Source organism: Catellatospora sp. KI3 (genome assembly GCF_029948125.1).
Taxonomy (GTDB): domain Bacteria; phylum Actinomycetota; class Actinomycetes; order Mycobacteriales; family Micromonosporaceae; genus Catellatospora.
Window position 1 is genome coordinate 67309 of the sequence record NZ_JASAMB010000014.1, and the last position, 18067, is coordinate 85375.

Here is an 18067-nt window from a genome sequence, read left to right on the forward strand (position 1 = left end):
GTACCGCGTCCTAGGAATCTGGGATCGTCGCCCCCACCTGAGCGGCCCGGACGCGCCCGGTGCCGCGCCTGCTCGGCACCGGGCGCCACGGCAGGCTACGCTGCGCTGCGATGTCCACTGCGAACGCCGAACCCGAGCTCACCCGGCCCTGCGCCCACTGCGGCAAGTCCGTGCCGCAGCGCGCCGCCGCCGGGCGTCCCTTCCGCTACTGCCGCGACAACGACGGCGCCTGCCAGGCCGCGGCCCGCAACTCGCGGCTGCGCCACCGCAACTCCCCCGGCCTGGCCGGGCAGGTCGCGAAGGCATACGAAGTGGTCGAACGGCTCGAGCAGGTCGCCGAGACGCTCGTGGAGGCCCTCGAGATCGAACTGTCCCCCGCCGGGGTGGAGCGGCAGCTCGCCGAGGTCCGCGCCGAGGCCGCCAACCAGGTCGCCGTCGCCCACACCGAGCGCGACGAGGCCCGCGGCGACGCCGACCGGGCCGCCAAGCAGGTCCGCGAGGCCGTCGACACCGCCGAGCAGACCCGCCGGCAGGCCGAACAGCAGGTGCGCGAAGCCCGCGCCGCCGCCGAGGCGGAGGTCGCCGCCGCCCGCGCCAAAGCCGAGGAGCAGCGCGAACTCGCCGAGCGGGCAGCCACCGCCGCCACGGCCGCCGACCAGGCCGCCCAGGCCGCCCGGACCGACCGCGACCAGGCCCGCCGCGACCTGGCCGCCGCCGAGGCGCTGCGGCAGGAGGCCTACCGCGACCGCGACGCCACCCGCGCCGCCGCCGACCAGGTCCAGGCCGCGTTCGACCTGGCCCGTGCCGCCGCCGAGGAGGCCGCGCGGGAGGCCGAAGGGCTGAAGGTGGAGCTGACCCGGGCGCAGCAGCAGACCGCCGCCGCCGAGGCGCAGACCGCCACGGTACGGCAGGAGTCCGGGCGCCAGGTCGAGCAGCTGCGTGCCGAACTGGCCCAGGTCCGGGCGGCGCTGGCGGCGCAGCAGTCGGCGACGGCGCTGGCCGAGCAGCAGGTGCAGCAGCGGCTCTCCGACATCACCGTGCTCACCGCCCAGCGCGACGGGACCCAGGCCGAGGCGGCCGCGCTCCGGGCCCGCGTCGACGAGCTCACCGGCCAGGTCGGTCAGCTCGCCAGCACCCTCACCCAGCTCACCGCGAAGCTGACCCTGCCCGCCCAGCCGGCCCCGGCGGCCGAGCCCGCCGCGGCCTGAGCAACGCCCCGGCGGTCACCGCCCGCCATCCGCCAACCCCGACCTGAATCCGGTTCACGGTAGCGGGGGCGCGCACCGTCCTGTCGCGAGGGCGCCGCCGGACGGATCTAGGCTGGCGGTATGGCTGACGTGGTACGCATGCCGCCGCTGCCGGAGCCCGGCGCGCCGGTCACCGAGCAGGAGCTGGCGAAGGTGATGATCGGCAAGCCGACGCGGCTGACCGGCCCGATCGTGATCCACGACTGCGATCCGCGGACCCACCCGGAGGACCGCGACCGCTACGCGGCCGAGAAGCGGGCCGTCGCCGCCCTGCCGCTGGACTTCATGGCGCAGTACGCCGACCTCAAGACCGGGGTCATCGTGGACATCCTGCGCCGGGCGGGGTTGGGCGGGACCTGAGCGGCAGTCGTGGACGGGCCCGTCCACGACTGCCGCTCAGTCGGCCAGGCGGAAGGCGAGCTCGGTCTCCCACTTGGCCATATCCGGCTGCTCCATCGGGTTGGTGTGGTAGAGCTCCAGCCGGGCCGTCCAGCGTTCGCCGTCGGCGGTGTCGACGGTGTCCCAGCGCAGGCCCTGCTGCTCGGCCCAGCCGAGCACGGCGCCGGTGACGGCCTCCAGTCCGTCGGGATGGCCCAGATGGGTCACGGTGACGTACCGTCCGGCGGGCAGGACCGCGCCGAAGATCTCGCCCTCGCCGGTGATCTCGGCGCCGACGGGGACGCCCGCCTCGACCTCCAGGCTGCGCTCCATGTCGATGACGTTGTACTTGAGGAACGGCGCTCCGGCCGGAGCGATGCCGCGGCCGAGCAGCCAGCCGATGATCTCCGGGATGCGGTCGGCGATCTCCGGGATGGACTGCATGGTGACGGTGCGCCTGATGCCCGCGTACGGCTGGGCGGTCCGGTCGGTGATGGCAGGGTGCACCGGTGGTGTCGAGGTCATGCCTCGATTGTGCCGTCCGGGCCCGGCCCGCGCAGGTCTGCGGGCAGCGTGGCGCGCGGGTCGGCGATGAGGCCGTGGCGCAGCAGGGCCCGTTCGCGGACGGCCGGGTCGTCGCTGATCAGGTCGCGGGTCCAGCGCAGTCGCCGGTCGATGTCGTCGCGCACGCAGAGTGGATCACCGTTGGCCGGTGGGCGACCAGTCGGTTGCGGGTTCCCAGACGGCGGCGTCGTGTGCGAACAGGACCCGGCGGGGGTCGAAGGACAGGATGCGCTCCAGCCACGCCGGGTGCTCCAGCCCGGCGGTGCGGCCCAGGACGCCGGTGCTGAACTCGGAGGCGAAGTCGTGGGCCTGGCCGGCGAGCACCACCGTGCCGTCGGGGCGCAGTGCCACCAGGGACTGGTGTCCGGCGGTGTGGCCGGGGGTGGCGATGAGCCATACGCCGGGCCAGATCTCGGTGTCGCCGTCGAGGCGGCGGTAGTCGGCGCCGGTGAAGTCGACCAGCCCGGGCAGGGTATGCCCGGGCTGCCCGGCCAGGTCCAGTTCGGCCGCCTGCGTCATGATCGGCACGCGGGCGAAGCGGGGGTTGCCGCCGCTGTGGTCGAAGTGCAGGTGGCAGTTGGCCACGACGTCGACGTCGCCGGTGGTGAGCCCGGCGTCGGCGAGCGCCTGTTCGATCGGCCGGGGCCTGGGCCGGTAGTGGTCGTCGGTCCACGGATGGCGGCCGATGCCGGTGTCGAACAGCAGCACCTGGCCGTCGTGTTCGACGACGTAGCCGAGGACCGCCTCGGCTCGCGGCCGCGGGCCGCCGGTTTCGGCGGCGGGTCGGATGAAGTACCCGAGGTCGAGTCTGCGGATGCGCATCCGCCACGATAACCGGCGGTTTGTCGGACGTGGCCGGTAGCGTCGCGGGCATGGCAGCGAACTTTCAGATCTCGGTCGACAGCGCCGACCCGCATGCCCTGGCCCGGTTCTGGGCGCGGGCGCTGGAGTGGGAGGTCGAGCGGCACGGCGACTTCATCAAGCAGATGCTGGCGGCCGGGCACGCCAAGCCCGACGACGTGATGACCCTCGACGGCGAGCTGGTGTGGGCCACGGCCGAGGCCATCCGCGATCCGCAGGCGGCGGTGGACGGGCGCGGCTCCCCGGTCCGCTCTCGGATGATCTTCCAGGTGGTGCCGGAGGGCAAGACGGCCAAGAACCGGATGCACCTGGACGTGAGCTTCGAAGGGGTCGGCAAGGAGGTCACGGCCGCGCGGCTGGAGCAGCTGGGCGCCAAGCGGCTGTGGGAGGGGCAGCAGGGTCCGCACTCGTGGATCGCGATGGCCGACCCGGAGGGCAACGAGTTCTGCGTGTCCTGAGGGCAGGCCGGTGACGGGGCGTACGGCCGAACGGTGGAGTCGGGCGTACGCCTTCGTCGTGTCCGGCCGTACCCGAGGCTGAGGTTTGGCGGCGTCGCACTGGCGGTGCGATGTCGGCCGGGAGCGCGTTGCTATTACTCGTGCGACGTTCATTCACGTCAGGTGTCGGACCGGTCGCTCTTCGCAGGCGTACGCAGGCGCGGGGCGAGCAGTGAACGCGCCTGCCCCGCCCGGGTCAGGCGCGGACGTGTCGTCAGCCGAGCATGAGCGGGTGCCATGAACAGACCGCGCAACCCCGGTCTCCGGAACAAGATCGTCGCCGTGCTGGCGTCGCTGGTGGCGCTGTGGGCGTTCGCGGCGTACGTCACCGTCGGCGAGGGCGTCAGCCTGGTGTGGCTGGCCACCCTGGAGCAGCAGGTCGCCAAGCCGACCGAGGCGCTCATCGCGGCGGTTCAGGAGGAACGGCGCGAATCGGTCGCCTACGCCGCGGCGGGGACGGCGGAGTCGCGTACCGCGATGGACTCCGCCCGTGCCGCCACCGACCAGGCCGCGGCGAAGCTGCGCGGGGCACTGAAGGGCACCGCCGCGCAGTGGTCGACCAGCGCCGCCAGCGACGCCCGGCTGGCCGACCTGCTCGCGGGCCTGGACACGCTGACCCCGCACCGGTCCGACCTCGACGCCGGCCGGATGGACCGGGTCGCCGCCGGCGACTACTTCACCGGCCTGACCCAGCTCGGCTTCGACGTGTACGACACCTACACCGCCTGGGACGACTCCGAGGTCATCTACCACACCTCGACCCTGGTGCTGCTCACCCACAGCCAGGAGATGATCTCACGCGAGGACGCCGTGGTCTCCGGCGTGCTGGCCGCCGGGCGCCTCACCGAGACCGACCGGGCCACGCTCACCCAGCTCGTCGGCGCCCAGCGGTACCTGTCGCGCCAGGTCGCCGACCGGCTGCCGCAGCCGGACCGGGGCGAGTACGAGCAGCTGCTGGCCGGGCCCGAACTGACCGCGCTGCGGGCCCTGGAGGCGCGGCTGATGGCGGCCGGGCCGGGGGCGGCGCCGCACGTCGAGGCGGCCGCGTGGCGGTCGACCGCGACCGGTGCCATCGAGGCGCTGCGCACGCTGGTGCTGACCCTGGCGGACCTGACCGTGGTGCGGTTCCGGGGTGCGGCGGTCTGGATCGTCATCCGGCTGGTGCTGGCCGCCGGGCTGGGCCTGGTCGCGGTGGTGGCGTCGATCCGGTTCACCATCCGGACCCTGCGCAACCTCCAGGACCAGCTCGCCGAACTGCGCGTGGCCGCGCTGGACCTGGCCCAGCACCGGCTGCCCCGGGTGGTGGAGCGGCTGCGGCTGGGCGAAGAGGTCGACGTGGCCGAGGCGGCGCCGCCGCTGGCGTACGGCACCGGCGACATCGGGCAGGTCGGGCACGCGTTCAACGAGGTGCAGCAGACCGCGATCCAGGCCACCGTCGACCAGGCGGCGCTGCGCCGGGGCGTACGCGACGTGTTCCTGAGCCTGTCGCACCGCATCCAGGCACTGGTCCACCGCCAGCTCAAACTCATCGACCACATGGAGCGCCAGGCGGTCACCGACGAGGAGCTGGCCGACCTGTTCCGCATCGACCACCTCGCCACCCGGATGCGCCGCAACGCCGAGAACCTGGTCGTGCTGGCGGGGGTGCCGGCCAGCCGCACCTGGCGCGGCCCGGTGCCGCTGATCGACGTCATCCGCGCCGCACTGGCCGAGGTCGAGGACTATCCCCGGGTACGGCTGCGCTCGGCCGACCCCGCCGCGGTCGCCGGGCGGGCCGTCGGTGACCTGATCCACCTGCTGGCCGAGCTGATGGAGAACGCGCTGTCGTTCTCCTCGCCGCAGACGGTCGTGGTGGTGGCCGGGCGGGCGGTCCCCGCCGGGTACCTCATCGAGATCGAGGACCGGGGCCTGGGCATGACCGACCAGGACCTGGCCGAGGCCAACCGGCAGCTGGCCGACCCGCCGGAGTTCCAGCTCACCGGAGCGGCCCGGCTCGGGTTCTACGTGGTCGGCCGGCTCGCCGCGCGGCACCGCATCGAGGTGCTGCTGCGGCGCTCGGCCGACGCCGGGGTGGTGGCTTCGGTGCTGGTCCCCGCGGCGTTCCTCGACCAGGAGGCGGCCGGTGCCGAGCGGCCCCACGAGCGGCTGCTGGCGACCGTCGCCGCCGCGACCGCCGCCGCCCCGGCGGCGTGGCCGGCCTGGGACAGCCACACCCCGCCCGGGGGTGTCGCCGCCGACACCCCGCCCACGGGCGTGCCCGTGCCGGCCGCGGGCGACACGCCGCAGACCCCCGTCGGGCTGCCGTGGCGCCAGAAGCGGCCCAAGGCCCCGGCCGCGCCGCCGGTCCAGGTGCCGCGACCGCGGGACCTGCAGGAACTGGAGCAGACAGCGGAGGTGTACCCGAACGGCCGCACCCCCGCGGAGGTGGGCCGGTTCCTCGCCGCCTACGTCAACGCGGTCCACCAGGGCCGCGAGCGCGCGGAGCGGCCTGCTCCGGCCGCCGACTGAACACCGTCCGTCCACCGAGAAGCCAGTCGCCCTCCCCCGACAGGAAGCCGAGCCATGTCCGACAGAGCAGCCACCGCCAACGCCGACCTAGCCTGGCTGGTCGACGACCTCGTCCACCGGGTCGTGGAGGCCCGCTACGCCGTCATCCTGTCCACCGACGGCCTGCTGGTGGCCGCCTCGCGCGGGCTGGAGCGCGGCGACGCCGACCACTTGGCCGCCGCCGCGTCGGGGCTGAGCAGCCTCGCCCGGGGCGCGGGCCGCCACTTCGGCGACAGCGTCGTACGCCGCACGATGATCGAGTTCGGGACGGGGTACCTGTTCGTCACCGCCGCGGGCAACGGCGCCTGCCTGGCCGTGGTCACCGGCACCGGCATCGACGTGGGCGTCGCCGCGTACGAGATGGAGATGCTCGTGGTCCGGGTCGGCCAGTACATCACCACGCCGATGCGCGCCCCCGCGGTGCCCGCCCGCTGAGCCGCGGATGGACGAGCGCAGCGCCGCCGCCGCGGGCGGGTGGGCCCAGGAGGACGCCGGACCGACCGTCCGGCCGTACGCCATGACCTCCGGCCGCACCCGCCCGGTGCGGGGCGCGTTCGACCTGATCTCCATCGTGCTGGCGCTGCGCTCACCCGCGGCCCACGACGGCACGTCCCCCGAGGCGGCGCAGATCCTGCGCTGCTGCCGGCTTCCGGTGTCGGTGGCCGAGCTGGCCGCCCGCCTGGACCTGCCGTCAGGAACCGTGAAAGTGCTGCTGGGCGACCTGCTCGACCAGCAGCTCATCACCACCAGATCACCCGCGCCGGAGCTCGCCCCGCCGAACCGGCCCCTGCTCGAGGCGGTCATCCATGGACTCCGCGCGCTCTGACACCTCCACCGGCACCGCGGCCGACACCGCGGTCCTCACCCTGCCCACCGCCGTGAAGATCCTCATCGCGGGGCACTTCGGGGTCGGCAAGACCACGATGGTCGGCTCGGTCAGCGAGATCCTGCCGCTGCGCACCGAGGAGGTCCTCACCGATGCCAGCGTCGGCGTCGACGACCTGTCCGGCGTCGAGGCCAAGGACACCACCACCGTGGCGATGGACTTCGGCCGGATCACCATCAGCGACGACCTGGTGCTGTACCTGTTCGGCACCCCCGGGCAGGAGCGGTTCTCGTTCGTGTGGGACGAGCTGGCGCTCGGGGCGCTCGGGGCGGTCGTGCTGGCCGACACCCGGCGGCTGAAGGACAGCTGGGCCAGCATCGGCTACTTCGAGGACCGGATGACGCCGTTCGTGGTGGCGGTCAACTGCTTCGAAGACGGGCAGCGGTACACCACCGGCGACGTACGGCTGGCGCTGAACCTGGAGCCGGACGTGCCGGTGCTGCTGTGCGACGCCCGCCGCCGCGACTCCTCCAAAGAGGTCCTCATCCGCCTGGTCGAGCACGTCCTCACCGGCCCCTGAGACGACAGCTGGGTCTCCGGCGAGCGGATCGCGGAACTGGAGACCCTGTCGGTCGCGCGGGCAGGTCGTCCCCGCACAGCGCGCAGCCGCAGGCGCCATCCTCGACCACAGCGAGCTGCCCGCGGTTCACAGGTCGCGCAGCGCGGGTACGACGTGCCTGCCGAGGGCTTCGATGTAGCCGACCGGGTCGGTGCCGGACGGCATCAGATGCACCTGGTCGACGCCGACCTCGGCGAAGGCCGCCATCTGCCGCAGGAACTGCGGGGTGGAGTCCGCGTCCGGAGTGAACGGGGCCCAGGTGATGGTCTTGCGGATGCGGGCGTAGTCGGTTCCCTCGCTGGCGCAGTGGGCGGCCAGGACGGCGAGCTTGGCCGCGATCACGTCGGGTCCGGCCTGCGGCCCGGCGAACAGGTTGCAGGCGTCGGCGTACTTCGCGACCAGGCGCAGGGTCTTCTTCTCACCCATGCCGCCGATCATGATGGGCGGGTGGGGGCGCGACAGCGGCTGCGGCGAGTTGACCGTCTCGGCGAGGCGGTAGTGCCTGCCCTGGAACGGCCCGGTGTCCTCGCTCCACATCTGGCGGACGATCTGCAGCGTCTCCTCCAGCCGCTCGAACCGCTCGCGCAGAGGGGGGAACGGTACGCCGAAGGCGGCGTGCTCGCGGTCGTACCAGGCGGCGCCGATGCCGAGCGCGGCCCGGCCGCCCGACAGGACGTCCAGCGTGGTCACGATCTTCGCGAGCAGGCCCGGATGCCGGTACGTGACGCCGGTGACCAGCAGTTGCAGCTCGACGGTGCGGGTCTGCCCGGCCAGGAACCCCAGCGTGGTGTAGCCCTCCAGCATCGGCGCGTCCGGCTCCCCCAGCCCCATGCCCTCCATCTGCAGGTAGTGGTCCATCACCGAGATGTTGTCCACCCCGGCCGCCTCCGCGGCCTGCCCGGCCCGCGCCAGTGTCGGCCCGATCGCCGGGGCGCCGCCCGGGAAGTCGAAGTTGACGATGTGTACACCCAGCCGCATGCGCCGTCCCCCTTGCCGTGTCGCCGATACGCGGTCGCCGAGGTCACCGTACCGTCGCGGCCTGCCGCGTGCTGGCCGATGCCCGCCTAAGACCGGGGCAGGGTGAGCGACGCGGTGGTGAAAGGGGCGATGGACTGCTGCCAGCGGAACAGGCACAACTCGGCGCCGACCCGTACGATCTGCCGCCCCGCCGACACGTAGTGGCCGTCGGCGCGCAGGCACTCCACGACCTCGCCGGCGTCCCAGCCGAACACGTCCACACCCGCGAACACGACCGGCTGATGGGCTGCCAGGCCTTCCCGTCCCGCGTGCTGGAACACCGTCCGCCGGTCGACGTCGAAGGTGGAGGTGAGCCCGTCCGGGCCGCCACCGGCCCGGACGCTCACCCCGCCGAGGTCCCAGCCCCGCGTCCAGGCGAGCCCGCAGACCCACCCCCGGCGGTGCAGCGCCGTCCGCCGCTCGACCAGGGCATGCACCTCGTCGACGGGCATGCCGTACGTCAGGTCCGGCCAGCCCTCGATCCTGACCCCGTGTCCGGCGACCAGCTCGACGCTCACGCGAACAGGGCGCTGACCGACTCGCCGTTGTGGATGCGGCGCATCGCCTCGGCCAGCGCCGGGGCGACGGACAGGACCTTCAGCTTCGGTACGCGCTTGTCGGCCGCGATCGGCACCGAGTTCGTGCACACGATCTCCAGCACCCCAGGCTGCCCGCTGAGCCGGTCCAGGGCCCCGCTGGAGAACAGCCCGTGCGTGCACGCCAGCCGGATCGACTGGACGTCCAGGCCGCGCAGGTGCTCCATCAGCTCGATGACAGTGCTGCCCTTGGCGATCTCGTCGTCGAGCACGATCACGTGCTTGCCCGCGACGTCGCCGATCACGGCGCTGATCTGCACCCGGTCGTCGCTGTAGCGCTGCTTGGCCCCCGCCGCCACCGGCGTGCCGAGCAGCCGCGCGAACGCGGCCGCCTCCTTGGCGTTGCCCAGGTCGGGTGAGACCACGACCGTGTCGGTGAGGTCGTACTGGCTGAAGTGGGTGGCCAGTTCGCGCAGCGCGTGCAGGTGGTCCACGGGCATGCTGAAGAAGCCGTGCACCTGCGGCGAGTGCAGCGTCAGCGCCAGCACCCGGTCCGCGCCGGCGGTCTTGAGCAGGTCGGCGACCAGGCGGCCGCCGATGGAGATGCGCGGGGCGTCCTTCTTGTCCGACCGGGCGTAGGCGTAGTGCGGCAGCACGACGGTGATCCGGGCCGCCGAGGCGCCCCGGGCCGCGTCGAGCATCAGCAGCAGTTCGACCAGGTGCTCCTGCACCGGCGGGACCAGCGGCTGCACCAGGTACACGTCGCGTTCGCGGCAGTTGGCGCCCAGCTGCACCTCGAGGCAGTCGTTGGCGAAACGCGAGACCCGCACCGGGTGCAGCGGCACCCCGAGGTGGGCGCAGATCTCCGCCGCCAGTTCCGGGTGAGCACTGCCACTGAAGACCGCGATGTCCCGCACGAGTGGCATGGTAGATGATCGAGTGTCGCGACTGGCCGGTAGGCTCGGCGGAGTGAGCGGTGAGATCGTGGTGCCCCGGCAGACGGCGGCGCTGGCCGCCTCGGTGCAGGAGTATGTGGACTTCACCGAGGCGTGGCTGAACAACCGGCGGCTGTCGGACAACACCCGCGAGGCGTACCGGCGGGACGTCGCCGCGTACCTGGGCTGGTGCGGCGAGCAGGGCGTCGAACCGCTGCGGGCGATGTTCACGCACGTCAACGACTACGCGCGGGCACTGGAGGGCACCGTGGACCCGCGCAGCGGCCGGACGCTGGCGCCGACCACCGTCGCCCGGAAGATGTCGGGCCTGTCCAGCTGGTACGACTTCCTGGTCAAGCTCGGCGTGGTGCCCGCCAACCCGGTGCACGGCGCCGACCGGCCCCAGGTGTCGCGCGACCACTCCGCCACGATCGGGATGAGCCCGGCCGAGGTCGACGCGCTGCTGCGCGCCGCCGAGGCGGACTCGGCCCGCAGCTTCGCCCTGATCACGCTGCTGGCCGACCTGGGCCTGCGGGTCGGGGAGGCGGTGCGCCTGGACCTGTCCGACCTGGGGCACGAGCGCGGGCACCGCACCGTGCGGTTCTCCGGCAAGGGCGGCAAGCCGCGCCGCCGGGCCCTGGCGCCGGGCACCTCGGCGGCGCTGGACGGGTACGTGCGCCAGCGCGCCGACGCGGCCGGGGTCACGCCCGAGGAGCTGAGCGGCCCGGTCTTCGTCACCCGCCACGGCCGCCCACTGGACCGGCACGCCGTGTTCCTGCTGGTGCGGCGCCTGGCCGAGCAGGCCGGCATCCCCAGCGCGGCGCAGCTGTCGCCGCACTCGCTGCGGCACGCGTTCGCGACCACCGCCCGGTCGGAGGGGGTGCCGCTGGAGGACGTGCAGGACGCGATGGGCCACGCCGACCCGCGCACCACCCGCCGCTACGACCGCGACCGGCACAACCTGGACCGCGACCCGTCGTACGCGATCTGGGCCGCCCGTGCCCGCCGCGGCACCGGCCGCTGACCAAGCTCGGAAACGGCTGGGAATCGGCGGGTCATCCCGCCGACCACACCATCTGCACCAATTTGCCCGGTTACCGTGGGTATCCACACACGGGGAGGGCACGATGGCGATGCGCAGATGGATGGCGGGAGCCACAGCCGTGGCACTGCTCGCGGGCTGCGGCTCACCCGCGACGAAACCGCTGTTCACCGCCGACCCGCGCCTGCCCGCACCCGAGACCGCCGGCTTCGACCCCGCCGGACTCGGCGACGACTACTTCCCCACTGCCGGCAACGGCGGCTACGACGTCTCCTCCTACGACCTCAACCTCCGCTACGACCCGGCCACCGGCCGCCTCGACGGCACCGCCGCCATCACCGCCACCACCGCCCGCGACCTCACCGCGTTCCACCTGGACCTGCACGGCCTGACCGTGACCAGAGCCGACGTCGACGGCACCGCCGCCACCACCGGACACGACGGCGACGAACTCGTCGTCACCCCCGCCACGCCCCTCACCACCGGGCAGACGTTCGTCACCACCATCGGGTACGGCGGCACGCCCAGCCCGATCGAGGACCGCAGGTTCGGCAGCGGCGGATTCTTCCGCACCCGCGACGGCGCCGTGGCCATGGGCGAACCCGCCTCGGCCAGCACCTGGTTCCCCGTCAACGACCACCCCCGCGACAAGGCCCACTACACCATCGAGGTGACCGTCCCCGACGGGCTCGCCGCGATCAGCAACGGCGTACCGGCCGGCACCTCCAGCAAGGGCGGCTGGACCGGCTGGCGCTGGGAGGTCACCGCCCCGATGGCGCCCTACCTGGCGATGCTCGCCATCGGCAAGTACCGCGTCACCACCGGCGAGCACGACGGCAGGCCCCTGGTCACCGCCGTCGCCGACACCGTCCGCGGCGACGACGCCCAGCAGGCCCTGGCCCGCACCCCGGAGATCACCGACTTCCTCGCACAGTGGTTCGGGCCGTACCCGTTCGACGCCTACGGCGGCGTCGTCGTCGACGACGAGCGCATCGACGAGGCCCTGGAGACCCAGACCCGGCCGATCTACCCCGCCTCGACGTTCCGGCGCGGCCCCGACACCGTCACCGTCGCCCACGAACTGGCCCACCAGTGGTTCGGCGACAGCGTGTCGCTGACCCGGTGGCGCGACATCTGGCTCAACGAGGGCTTCGCCACCTACGCCGAATGGATGTGGCAGGAGCACGAGGGCGACGGCACCGTACGCGAGCGGTTCGACCGGCTCTACCGCCACGACGACAGCCGCATCTGGTCGGTGCCGCCCGGCGACCCCGGCCGCGGCGGCCTGTTCTCCGACAGCGTCTACCAGCGCGGCGCGATGACCCTGCACGCGCTGCGCGAACAGGTCGGCGACGACACGTTCTTCGCCATCCTGCGCACCTGGGCCACCGCCCACCGCGACGGCAACGCCACCACCGGCGACTTCACCAACCTGGCCGAGAAGCTCGCCGGACGGCCGCTGGGCGGCTTCTTCGACGCGTGGCTCTACCAGACCGGCCGCCCGGCGATGTGATCAGCCGAGCGGATCGCTGGTCCGGGTGCCGTCCCCCGGGCTGACCTGGGCCGTCCAGACCCGGCCGTCCCAGTACCGGTAGTAGTGCCGACCCGTGGGATCGGTGTACCAGCCCGCCGGCGCCGCCGGGGCGGGCAGCAGCGCCGCCCGCGGCCGGTCGGCGGGCTCGGCGGGCAGCAGCCGGTCCAGCTCGCCCACCCCGACCTCGGACAGGCCCAGCTCCCGGGCGCGGCGCACCCGCGGGTCGTCGGCGTCGGCGTCGGCCACCACCACCGTGGCCAGGCCCCGGGTCAGGTTGGTCGCCAGCCGGTAGCCCGCCTGCCCGATCCGGCGGCGCACCTGCGCGGGCACCGCCGGACTGCACCACACCCGCGGGCCGGTCGCCCGCGCCGCACCGGCCTGCACCGGCACCGTGACCAGGTCGGCGAAGTAGTCCGGCAGGTCCAGCAGCCGCGCCACGGCCACCAGCTGCCGCTGCTCGTCGGCGCTGAGCTCCGGCTGGGCCACCGCCGCGTCGCGCAGCCCGTCCAGGAACCGCCGGTGCAGCGCCGCGACCTGCGTCGCCCCCATCCCGGCCCGCCCCGCCAGCCGGCCCAGGAGCCTGGCCTTGCGGCCGGTCAACCGGCCGTCGACCAGGGCGTCGGCCAGCGCGTCCAGGTACGGCTGCGCCCCGACCGGGTCGTGGTCGGCCATCGAGTACGGCAGCTTCGCCAGCAGCGAGCGCATCCACCCGCCGGTGCCCTTACGCAGGTTCGTGACCCGGGTGCGGGGCGTGACCGCGGTCCGCTGGCGCGGCGCCACCGCCGCGGGCACCGGGTAGGTCAGCCCCGGCGACTGGGCCAGCAGCCGCGGCAGCAGCATCGCCGTCGCCCGCACGTCACCCAGCGCCGTGTGCGCGTCGTACAGGGTGATCCCGGAGATCTCGCAGCACGTCGACAGCTTGTAGTTCGGCGAGGCGAGCACCGTGCGGGCCAGGCGCAGCGTGCACAGCGCCGGGATCACCGGCGTCGCCACGCCCGCCCGCGCGAACTCCCCGGCCAGGAACCGCTCCTCGAACGGCGCGTGGTGGGCCACCACCACCGCACCGGCCAGGCGGGCCAGGATCTCCGGCGCCATCTGCGCGAACGTCGGCGCCCCGTGCACCATGTCGGCCGAGATGTGGTGCAGGTACGTCGGACCGGGGTCGCGGCCGGGGTCGATGAGGGTGGCCCACTCGTCGACGACGACCCCGTCCTCGACCCGGGCCATGGCGATCTCGACGATGCGGTCGTCGTCGGCCAGGCCGGTCGTCTCCAAATCGATCACGACATAGGTGTGCGGGAGCCGGTGGCCGTCGGGATCGGTCGTGCCGTAACCGAACAGCCCAGGTGCCTGATCGAACATGGCACAGAGTCTGCGGTCGCGGTACGACACGTCGACATCGGACGGTCGGCCGGAATCGCGATCAAGGCACGGCCCCGCAGGTCAGCCCAGGTCGGCGCGGGAACCGTCGCGGGTGCGCTGCGGATCGATCTCGCGCTGCGGGAACCTGCGCAGGTATTCGCGCTCCAGCTCCCGGGAGCGCTCGGTGTGCGTGTGCAGCGCGTCGTCGGAGCCGTGCCGCAGCGTCTGCACCCGGGTCCGCCCCAGGCTCTCCAACTCTCGCAGCAGATCCTCGTCAGCCAGTTCGTCGGCCGGAATACCTTCGATGATCTCCATGTGAGACGTTTACCCACTTCCGGGCACCGGTAATCGGCGCCGGACGTTTGGGCGGCGGCGCGGCGTTCGGCCGGTATCAGCTGTTGGCGCCCCGGGCCGCCACCCGCCACCGGTCCACGACCTGGCCCGCCGAGGTGACCACGAGCTCGTCGGCGAGGTTGACCGCCGCGCACACGTGGTTGGGCATGACCCGCACCCGCGTGCCGACCGGCGGCAGGTCGGCCGGATCGGGCAGGACCACGGTCGCGTGGTGCTCCGACACGGTGACGATCCGCGCCTCGGGCAGGTCGACCAGGCGCCCGAAGCCGGTGGTCCACGCGGGGCGGTCGGCGCCCAGGACCTTGTTGCCCGAGTCGAGGATGACGTGCCCCGGGCGGCGGCTGACCACCGTCGCGGTCACCGTCAGCGCCACCTCCGCCGGCTCGCAGACGCCGAGTTCCACCTGCTGGGCGTCGTTGAAGGCGTAGACGCCCGGACGCAGCTCGGTCACGCCCGAGCCGGTGAGCGGGGCCGTGGGCGTCGAGCCGCCGCTGACCACCTGCGGCTGCACGCCCGCGGCGCGCAGCGCGTCGGCGGCCGCGGCCAGGGCCGCCGCCTCGTCGGCCGCGGCGGTGGGGGGCTGGCCGGGGCCGTACCCGTGGCCGGGGAAGGTGAACACGCCGCGAACCCGCAGCCCGGCCCGCAGCGCCGCCGCCGCGACCGTCCCGGCCTCGGCCGGCGCGACGCCGCTGCGGTGGTGCCCGGAGTCGATCTCGACCATCACCTCGATCGCGGCGCCCGCGTGCTGGGCAAGTGCCCGCACGCTCTCGGCGGAGTCCGCCCCCACCGCGACCCGGCCGCGCTCGGCCAGCGCCGCCAGCCGGGCGCCGCGCGCGGCGTCGACCCACAGCGGGTACGCCAGGAACAGGTCGGTGAAACCGGCTGCGGCGAAGATCTCCGCCTCGCCGACGGTGGCCACGGTCAGGCCGGTGGCCCCGGCCCCGACCTGCCGCTTGGCGATCTGCAGGGTCTTGTGGGTCTTGGCGTGCGGACGCAGCGACAGGCCGTGCGCGGCGGCGTGGGCCGCCATGCGGGCGATGTTGCGGTCGAGCACGTCGACGTCGACGCTGACGTACGGAGTTGGCAGCTCGGGCACCAGCCCATCCTGCCACCGCCGGGGCGGCGGCGCCCGTGCGTGAATCGGTACCGGGGGACTCCGGTCCGGTACGCAGACCAGACGCCGGGCAAAGATCCGTACCAGCGCTGAGGTGCGCGGCCCCGTCCACGCCTACCGTGAAGAGATCAGCACCCCCCGAGCAGCTCCTGGAGGAACCGCCATGCGCAGGCCCGCCACCCTCACGGCGATCATCGTCGGGCTGGCCGTTCTGGCCGCCGGATGCGGCGGCAAGCCCGCCGCCACCCCCGGCGCGGTCGCGACGGCCGGCACCACGCTGTCCCCCGAACCCGCGGCTTCGGCCGAGCCCGGCCCGAGCACCTCCCCGACCGGTACGGGCCCCGGTTCCGGCTGCGGCATGAGCGGCACCGCCACCGGCGGCGACGGGGCGGCGCTGGACGTGATGAAGGCCTGGCTCAAGTGCGACACCGCCAAGCTGCACACGCTCATGCAGAACGACGCCTACCAGCAGCTGCACGCGGTGGGCACCCCGAACATCGACGGGCACTGGACGTTCGTGAACTGCGACGGCGCGATGGGGTCGAGCTACTGCACCTACCGCAACAAGCTCGGCTCCGACGTGGTGATCCGGCTGCGCAACGGGGCCACCGACCACCCGGTCACCGAGTTCAAGCTGGACCTGACGGTGTACCACAAGGACCCGGAGAAGTACGCCCGCGAGTTCCTCGACGCGTTCGTCAACCGCAACGAGCCCCGCATGGTGACGCTGGCCTCGCAGTCCATCGTCGACTCGATCGTGGTGGAGCCGCCGCCCTTCGGCTACGACCTCACCCTCTCCCCCGAGCCGCACTGGGTCTACAACGCGCACTTCGACACCGGCGAGTACTGGGTCGTGACGATCCACGGCACGCTCGGCAAGGCCCACGCGGTCACCGCGTTCGGCAACGCGGGCTGACCTGACCTTCCGGCGGGCCCGGGACGCGGCGTCGCGTCCCGGGCCCGCCGGCGTGTTCCGGCTCGGCGGCGTCACACCCGCTACGGCATCCTAGGAGGATGGGCAGGAAATCGCTGGCCGGTGTCGTACCCGGCTGGCATGCTGCCCGCCGTGAGCACGTTGTCGATCATCAAGGGCGACGCGACCAGTCCGCAGGCCAAGGGGCCCAAGGTGGTCGCGCATGTCTGCAACGACATCGGCGGCTGGGGCAAGGGGTTCGTGGTGGCCGTGTCCCGGCGCTGGCCGGAGCCGGAGCGCGACTTCCGGGCCTGGCACCGCCAGCGGGCGGGCAACGACTTCGGGCTCGGCGCGGTGCGGCTGGTCCAGGTCGCCCCGGACCTGTGGGTGGCGAACATGGTCGGCCAGCGCGGCATCAAGACCGGCAGCAACGGGCCGCCGATCCGCTACGAGGCGGTGGAGCGCTGCCTGGCGACGCTGGCCGAGCAGGCCGCCCGGCTGGAGGCCTCGGTGCACATGCCGCGGATCGGCTGCGGGCTGGCGGGCGGCAGGTGGGACCGGATCGAACCGATGATCGTGCGTACGCTGTGCGCCCGCGGCATCGCCACGACGGTGTACGACCACGATTGACGGGCAAGGCGGGTGCGCCCCCCAGGCCGGAGGTGGCGGCACCCGCCCCGCGTCGCGCGCCGGGTCGCCGGCGCCGTCTCAGAACACCGACCAGCCGGTCAGCGTGGCGAAGTGCTCCAGGGCCAGCAGCCCCGTGACGGAGTTGCCGGAGGGATCCAGGCCGGGACCCCACACGCAGACCGTGCCCACCCGGGGCGCCACGGCCAGGATCCCTCCCCCCACCCCCGTCTTCAGCGGCAGCCCGACCCGGTGTGCGACCTCGGCGCTGGCGTCGTACGCCCCGCAGGTGAGCATGGTGGCGTTGACCCGCCGGGTGTCGGCGGGGCTCAGCAGGCGGCGGCCGTCGGCCCGCACCCCGGCCCGCGCCAGGTACAGCCCGGCCAGGGCGAGGTCGCGGCAGCTCGCGGCGATGGCGCACTGCCACTGGTAGTGCGCCAGCACCGCCTCCACCGGCAGGCTGAGGTTGCCGTATGCCGCCATCAGGTGCGCGATGGCGATGTTGCGTTCGGACCGGTCGCGCTCGTCCTTGACGGTGACCGGGTCCATCTCGATGCCGTGGTTGGCCGACTCGACCCGGAGCAGGTCCAGCACCTGGTGGCAGCCCTGGCCCCCGGTGAGCTCCAGCAGCCGGTCGACGACGACCAGCGCACCGGCGTTGAGCAGCGGATTGCGCGGGATGCCGTGCTCGATGTCGAGTTCGGAGACCGCGTTGTAGAGGCGGCTGGAGGGGCGGCGGCCGACCCGGGTCCACAACCGGTCGCCGTCCAGGGACAGCACCAGGGTGAGGGCGAACACCTTGGCGATGCTCTGCACCGGGAACGGTTCGCACCAGTCCCCCGCACCGTGCAGGTGCCCGTCGACGGTGGCCACGGCGATGCCCAGGCCGGTGTCGGGCGCGGCGCTCAGGTGCGCGGCCGCGTACACGGTGTCGACGACGGTGTCGAGGTCCATGCTGCGCTCCGGGGTGAAGGGGCGGCTGCGCTGCCGCGGTCGGTGCCAGCATGTCCGGCCGCCGGGCCGGGCCGAAACAGGGAAAGCCCTTGTCCTACCCTTGCGCTCCCCTTGCCCGGACGCGAATCGGCGGCCGTACT

Annotated in this window: 21 protein-coding genes; 11 read left to right on the forward strand and 10 right to left on the reverse strand. The window is 73.6% G+C overall.

The window, feature by feature from the left end:
* The first annotated feature begins 110 nt into the window (after positions 1 to 110).
* Together QEZ54_RS22115 and QEZ54_RS22120 are read left to right on the forward strand one after the other, a co-directional pair.
* Positions 111 to 1208: a serine/threonine protein kinase gene (locus QEZ54_RS22115; RefSeq protein WP_281306598.1), complete on the forward strand. Its 1098-nt coding sequence runs from the start codon at positions 111 to 113 to the stop codon at positions 1206 to 1208.
* A 120-nt stretch (positions 1209 to 1328) separates the two neighbouring features.
* Positions 1329 to 1607 (forward strand): hypothetical protein, encoded by a 279-nt coding sequence (locus QEZ54_RS22120; protein WP_281306599.1) that lies wholly within the window; start codon positions 1329 to 1331, stop codon positions 1605 to 1607.
* Positions 1608 to 1643: 36 nt separating this feature from the next.
* Here the strand turns inward: QEZ54_RS22120 and QEZ54_RS22125 are convergent, their stop codons facing one another.
* Genes QEZ54_RS22125 through QEZ54_RS22135 form a run of 3 tightly spaced genes read right to left on the reverse strand, consistent with a single transcriptional unit; the run spans position 1644 to position 3011 of the window.
* A complete protein-coding gene (locus QEZ54_RS22125) occupies positions 1644 to 2150 on the reverse strand; it encodes a GyrI-like domain-containing protein (protein WP_281306600.1) in 507 nt (168 codons plus the stop codon).
* The gene (locus QEZ54_RS22130; protein ID WP_281306601.1) at positions 2147 to 2314 is read right to left on the reverse strand and encodes a hypothetical protein; all 168 of its coding nucleotides are present in this window, start codon (positions 2312 to 2314) and stop codon (positions 2147 to 2149) included. The genes QEZ54_RS22125 and QEZ54_RS22130 overlap by 4 nt, the downstream gene beginning before the upstream one ends.
* A gap of 10 nt (positions 2315 to 2324) precedes the next feature.
* Positions 2325 to 3011: an N-acyl homoserine lactonase family protein gene (locus QEZ54_RS22135; RefSeq protein ID WP_281306602.1), complete on the reverse strand. Its 687-nt coding sequence runs from the start codon at positions 3009 to 3011 to the stop codon at positions 2325 to 2327.
* A gap of 50 nt (positions 3012 to 3061) precedes the next feature.
* Between QEZ54_RS22135 and QEZ54_RS22140 the strand changes: the two genes are divergently transcribed.
* The 5 genes from QEZ54_RS22140 to QEZ54_RS22160 all read left to right on the forward strand — a co-directional run bounded on the left by QEZ54_RS22140 (position 3062) and on the right by QEZ54_RS22160 (position 7500).
* Positions 3062 to 3508, forward strand: coding sequence for a VOC family protein (locus QEZ54_RS22140; RefSeq protein WP_281306603.1), 447 nt, complete (start codon positions 3062 to 3064; stop codon positions 3506 to 3508).
* Between the two features lie 276 nt (positions 3509 to 3784).
* Complete coding sequence (locus QEZ54_RS22145; protein WP_281306604.1) at positions 3785 to 6055, forward strand: nitrate- and nitrite sensing domain-containing protein; 2271 nt, start codon at positions 3785 to 3787, stop codon at positions 6053 to 6055.
* Positions 6056 to 6109: 54 nt separating this feature from the next.
* Complete coding sequence (locus QEZ54_RS22150; RefSeq protein WP_281306605.1) at positions 6110 to 6529, forward strand: roadblock/LC7 domain-containing protein; 420 nt, start codon at positions 6110 to 6112, stop codon at positions 6527 to 6529.
* 7 nt (positions 6530 to 6536) lie between these two features.
* A complete protein-coding gene (locus tag QEZ54_RS22155) occupies positions 6537 to 6920 on the forward strand; it encodes a DUF742 domain-containing protein (RefSeq protein WP_281306606.1) in 384 nt (127 codons plus the stop codon).
* On the forward strand, positions 6901 to 7500 hold the full coding sequence (locus QEZ54_RS22160; RefSeq protein ID WP_281306607.1) for an ATP/GTP-binding protein: 600 nt from the start codon (positions 6901 to 6903) through the stop codon (positions 7498 to 7500). Before QEZ54_RS22155 ends, QEZ54_RS22160 begins: the two co-directional genes overlap by 20 nt.
* Positions 7501 to 7626: 126 nt before the next feature.
* On the opposite strand, the gene QEZ54_RS22165 is transcribed toward QEZ54_RS22160, so the two are convergent.
* From QEZ54_RS22165 to QEZ54_RS22175, 3 genes are all read right to left on the reverse strand, one after another.
* Positions 7627 to 8517, reverse strand: a complete 891-nt coding sequence (locus tag QEZ54_RS22165) for an LLM class F420-dependent oxidoreductase (RefSeq protein WP_281306608.1) — start codon at positions 8515 to 8517, stop codon at positions 7627 to 7629.
* 86 nt (positions 8518 to 8603) lie between these two features.
* Positions 8604 to 9074, reverse strand: coding sequence for a hypothetical protein (locus QEZ54_RS22170; RefSeq protein ID WP_281306609.1), 471 nt, complete (start codon positions 9072 to 9074; stop codon positions 8604 to 8606).
* Positions 9071 to 10009: a ribose-phosphate pyrophosphokinase gene (locus tag QEZ54_RS22175; RefSeq protein ID WP_281306610.1), complete on the reverse strand. Its 939-nt coding sequence runs from the start codon at positions 10007 to 10009 to the stop codon at positions 9071 to 9073. The genes QEZ54_RS22170 and QEZ54_RS22175 overlap by 4 nt, the downstream gene beginning before the upstream one ends.
* 64 nt (positions 10010 to 10073) lie before the next feature.
* On the opposite strand from QEZ54_RS22175, the gene QEZ54_RS22180 reads away from it, so the two are divergent.
* Positions 10074 to 11051, forward strand: a complete 978-nt coding sequence (locus QEZ54_RS22180) for a tyrosine-type recombinase/integrase (protein WP_281306706.1) — start codon at positions 10074 to 10076, stop codon at positions 11049 to 11051.
* A gap of 103 nt (positions 11052 to 11154) precedes the next feature.
* Positions 11155 to 12582, forward strand: coding sequence for a M1 family metallopeptidase (locus QEZ54_RS22185; protein WP_281306611.1), 1428 nt, complete (start codon positions 11155 to 11157; stop codon positions 12580 to 12582).
* Here the strand turns inward: QEZ54_RS22185 and QEZ54_RS22190 are convergent, their stop codons facing one another.
* The 3 genes from QEZ54_RS22190 to QEZ54_RS22200 form a co-directional block, all read right to left on the reverse strand.
* A complete protein-coding gene (locus QEZ54_RS22190; RefSeq protein WP_281306612.1) occupies positions 12583 to 13965 on the reverse strand; it encodes an exonuclease domain-containing protein in 1383 nt (460 codons plus the stop codon).
* A gap of 81 nt (positions 13966 to 14046) precedes the next feature.
* A complete protein-coding gene (locus QEZ54_RS22195; RefSeq protein ID WP_281306613.1) occupies positions 14047 to 14280 on the reverse strand; it encodes a DUF6158 family protein in 234 nt (77 codons plus the stop codon).
* 76 nt (positions 14281 to 14356) lie between these two features.
* Positions 14357 to 15415, reverse strand: a complete 1059-nt coding sequence (locus QEZ54_RS22200; protein ID WP_281306614.1) for an alanine racemase — start codon at positions 15413 to 15415, stop codon at positions 14357 to 14359.
* 181 nt (positions 15416 to 15596) lie between these two features.
* On the opposite strand from QEZ54_RS22200, the gene QEZ54_RS22205 reads away from it, so the two are divergent.
* A complete protein-coding gene (locus QEZ54_RS22205) occupies positions 15597 to 16349 on the forward strand; it encodes a hypothetical protein (protein ID WP_281306615.1) in 753 nt (250 codons plus the stop codon).
* A 150-nt stretch (positions 16350 to 16499) separates the two neighbouring features.
* Positions 16500 to 16976, forward strand: coding sequence for a macro domain-containing protein (locus QEZ54_RS22210; RefSeq protein ID WP_281306616.1), 477 nt, complete (start codon positions 16500 to 16502; stop codon positions 16974 to 16976).
* A gap of 78 nt (positions 16977 to 17054) precedes the next feature.
* On the opposite strand, the gene glsA is transcribed toward QEZ54_RS22210, so the two are convergent.
* Positions 17055 to 17927: a glutaminase A gene (gene glsA, locus QEZ54_RS22215; RefSeq protein ID WP_281306617.1), complete on the reverse strand. Its 873-nt coding sequence runs from the start codon at positions 17925 to 17927 to the stop codon at positions 17055 to 17057.
* Positions 17928 to 18067 lie beyond the last annotated feature (140 nt).

Excerpts from the sequence above, each read along its gene's own strand:
- QEZ54_RS22115 (WP_281306598.1), top strand. The coding sequence starts at position 111 with ATGTCCACTGCGAACGCCGAACCCGAGCTCACCCGGCCCTGCGCCCAC.
- QEZ54_RS22120 (WP_281306599.1), top strand. The coding sequence starts at position 1,329 with ATGGCTGACGTGGTACGCATGCCGCCGCTGCCGGAGCCCGGCGCGCCG.
- QEZ54_RS22125 (WP_281306600.1), bottom strand. The coding sequence starts at position 2,150 with ATGACCTCGACACCACCGGTGCACCCTGCCATCACCGACCGGACCGCC.
- QEZ54_RS22135 (WP_281306602.1), bottom strand. The coding sequence starts at position 3,011 with ATGCGCATCCGCAGACTCGACCTCGGGTACTTCATCCGACCCGCCGCC.
- QEZ54_RS22140 (WP_281306603.1), top strand. The coding sequence starts at position 3,062 with ATGGCAGCGAACTTTCAGATCTCGGTCGACAGCGCCGACCCGCATGCC.
- QEZ54_RS22145 (WP_281306604.1), top strand. The coding sequence starts at position 3,785 with ATGAACAGACCGCGCAACCCCGGTCTCCGGAACAAGATCGTCGCCGTG.
- QEZ54_RS22150 (WP_281306605.1), top strand. The coding sequence starts at position 6,110 with ATGTCCGACAGAGCAGCCACCGCCAACGCCGACCTAGCCTGGCTGGTC.
- QEZ54_RS22155 (WP_281306606.1), top strand. The coding sequence starts at position 6,537 with ATGGACGAGCGCAGCGCCGCCGCCGCGGGCGGGTGGGCCCAGGAGGAC.
- QEZ54_RS22160 (WP_281306607.1), top strand. The coding sequence starts at position 6,901 with ATGGACTCCGCGCGCTCTGACACCTCCACCGGCACCGCGGCCGACACC.
- QEZ54_RS22165 (WP_281306608.1), bottom strand. The coding sequence starts at position 8,517 with ATGCGGCTGGGTGTACACATCGTCAACTTCGACTTCCCGGGCGGCGCC.
- QEZ54_RS22185 (WP_281306611.1), top strand. The coding sequence starts at position 11,155 with ATGGCGATGCGCAGATGGATGGCGGGAGCCACAGCCGTGGCACTGCTC.
- QEZ54_RS22190 (WP_281306612.1), bottom strand. The coding sequence starts at position 13,965 with ATGTTCGATCAGGCACCTGGGCTGTTCGGTTACGGCACGACCGATCCC.
- QEZ54_RS22195 (WP_281306613.1), bottom strand. The coding sequence starts at position 14,280 with ATGGAGATCATCGAAGGTATTCCGGCCGACGAACTGGCTGACGAGGAT.
- QEZ54_RS22205 (WP_281306615.1), top strand. The coding sequence starts at position 15,597 with ATGCGCAGGCCCGCCACCCTCACGGCGATCATCGTCGGGCTGGCCGTT.
- glsA (WP_281306617.1), bottom strand. The coding sequence starts at position 17,927 with ATGGACCTCGACACCGTCGTCGACACCGTGTACGCGGCCGCGCACCTG.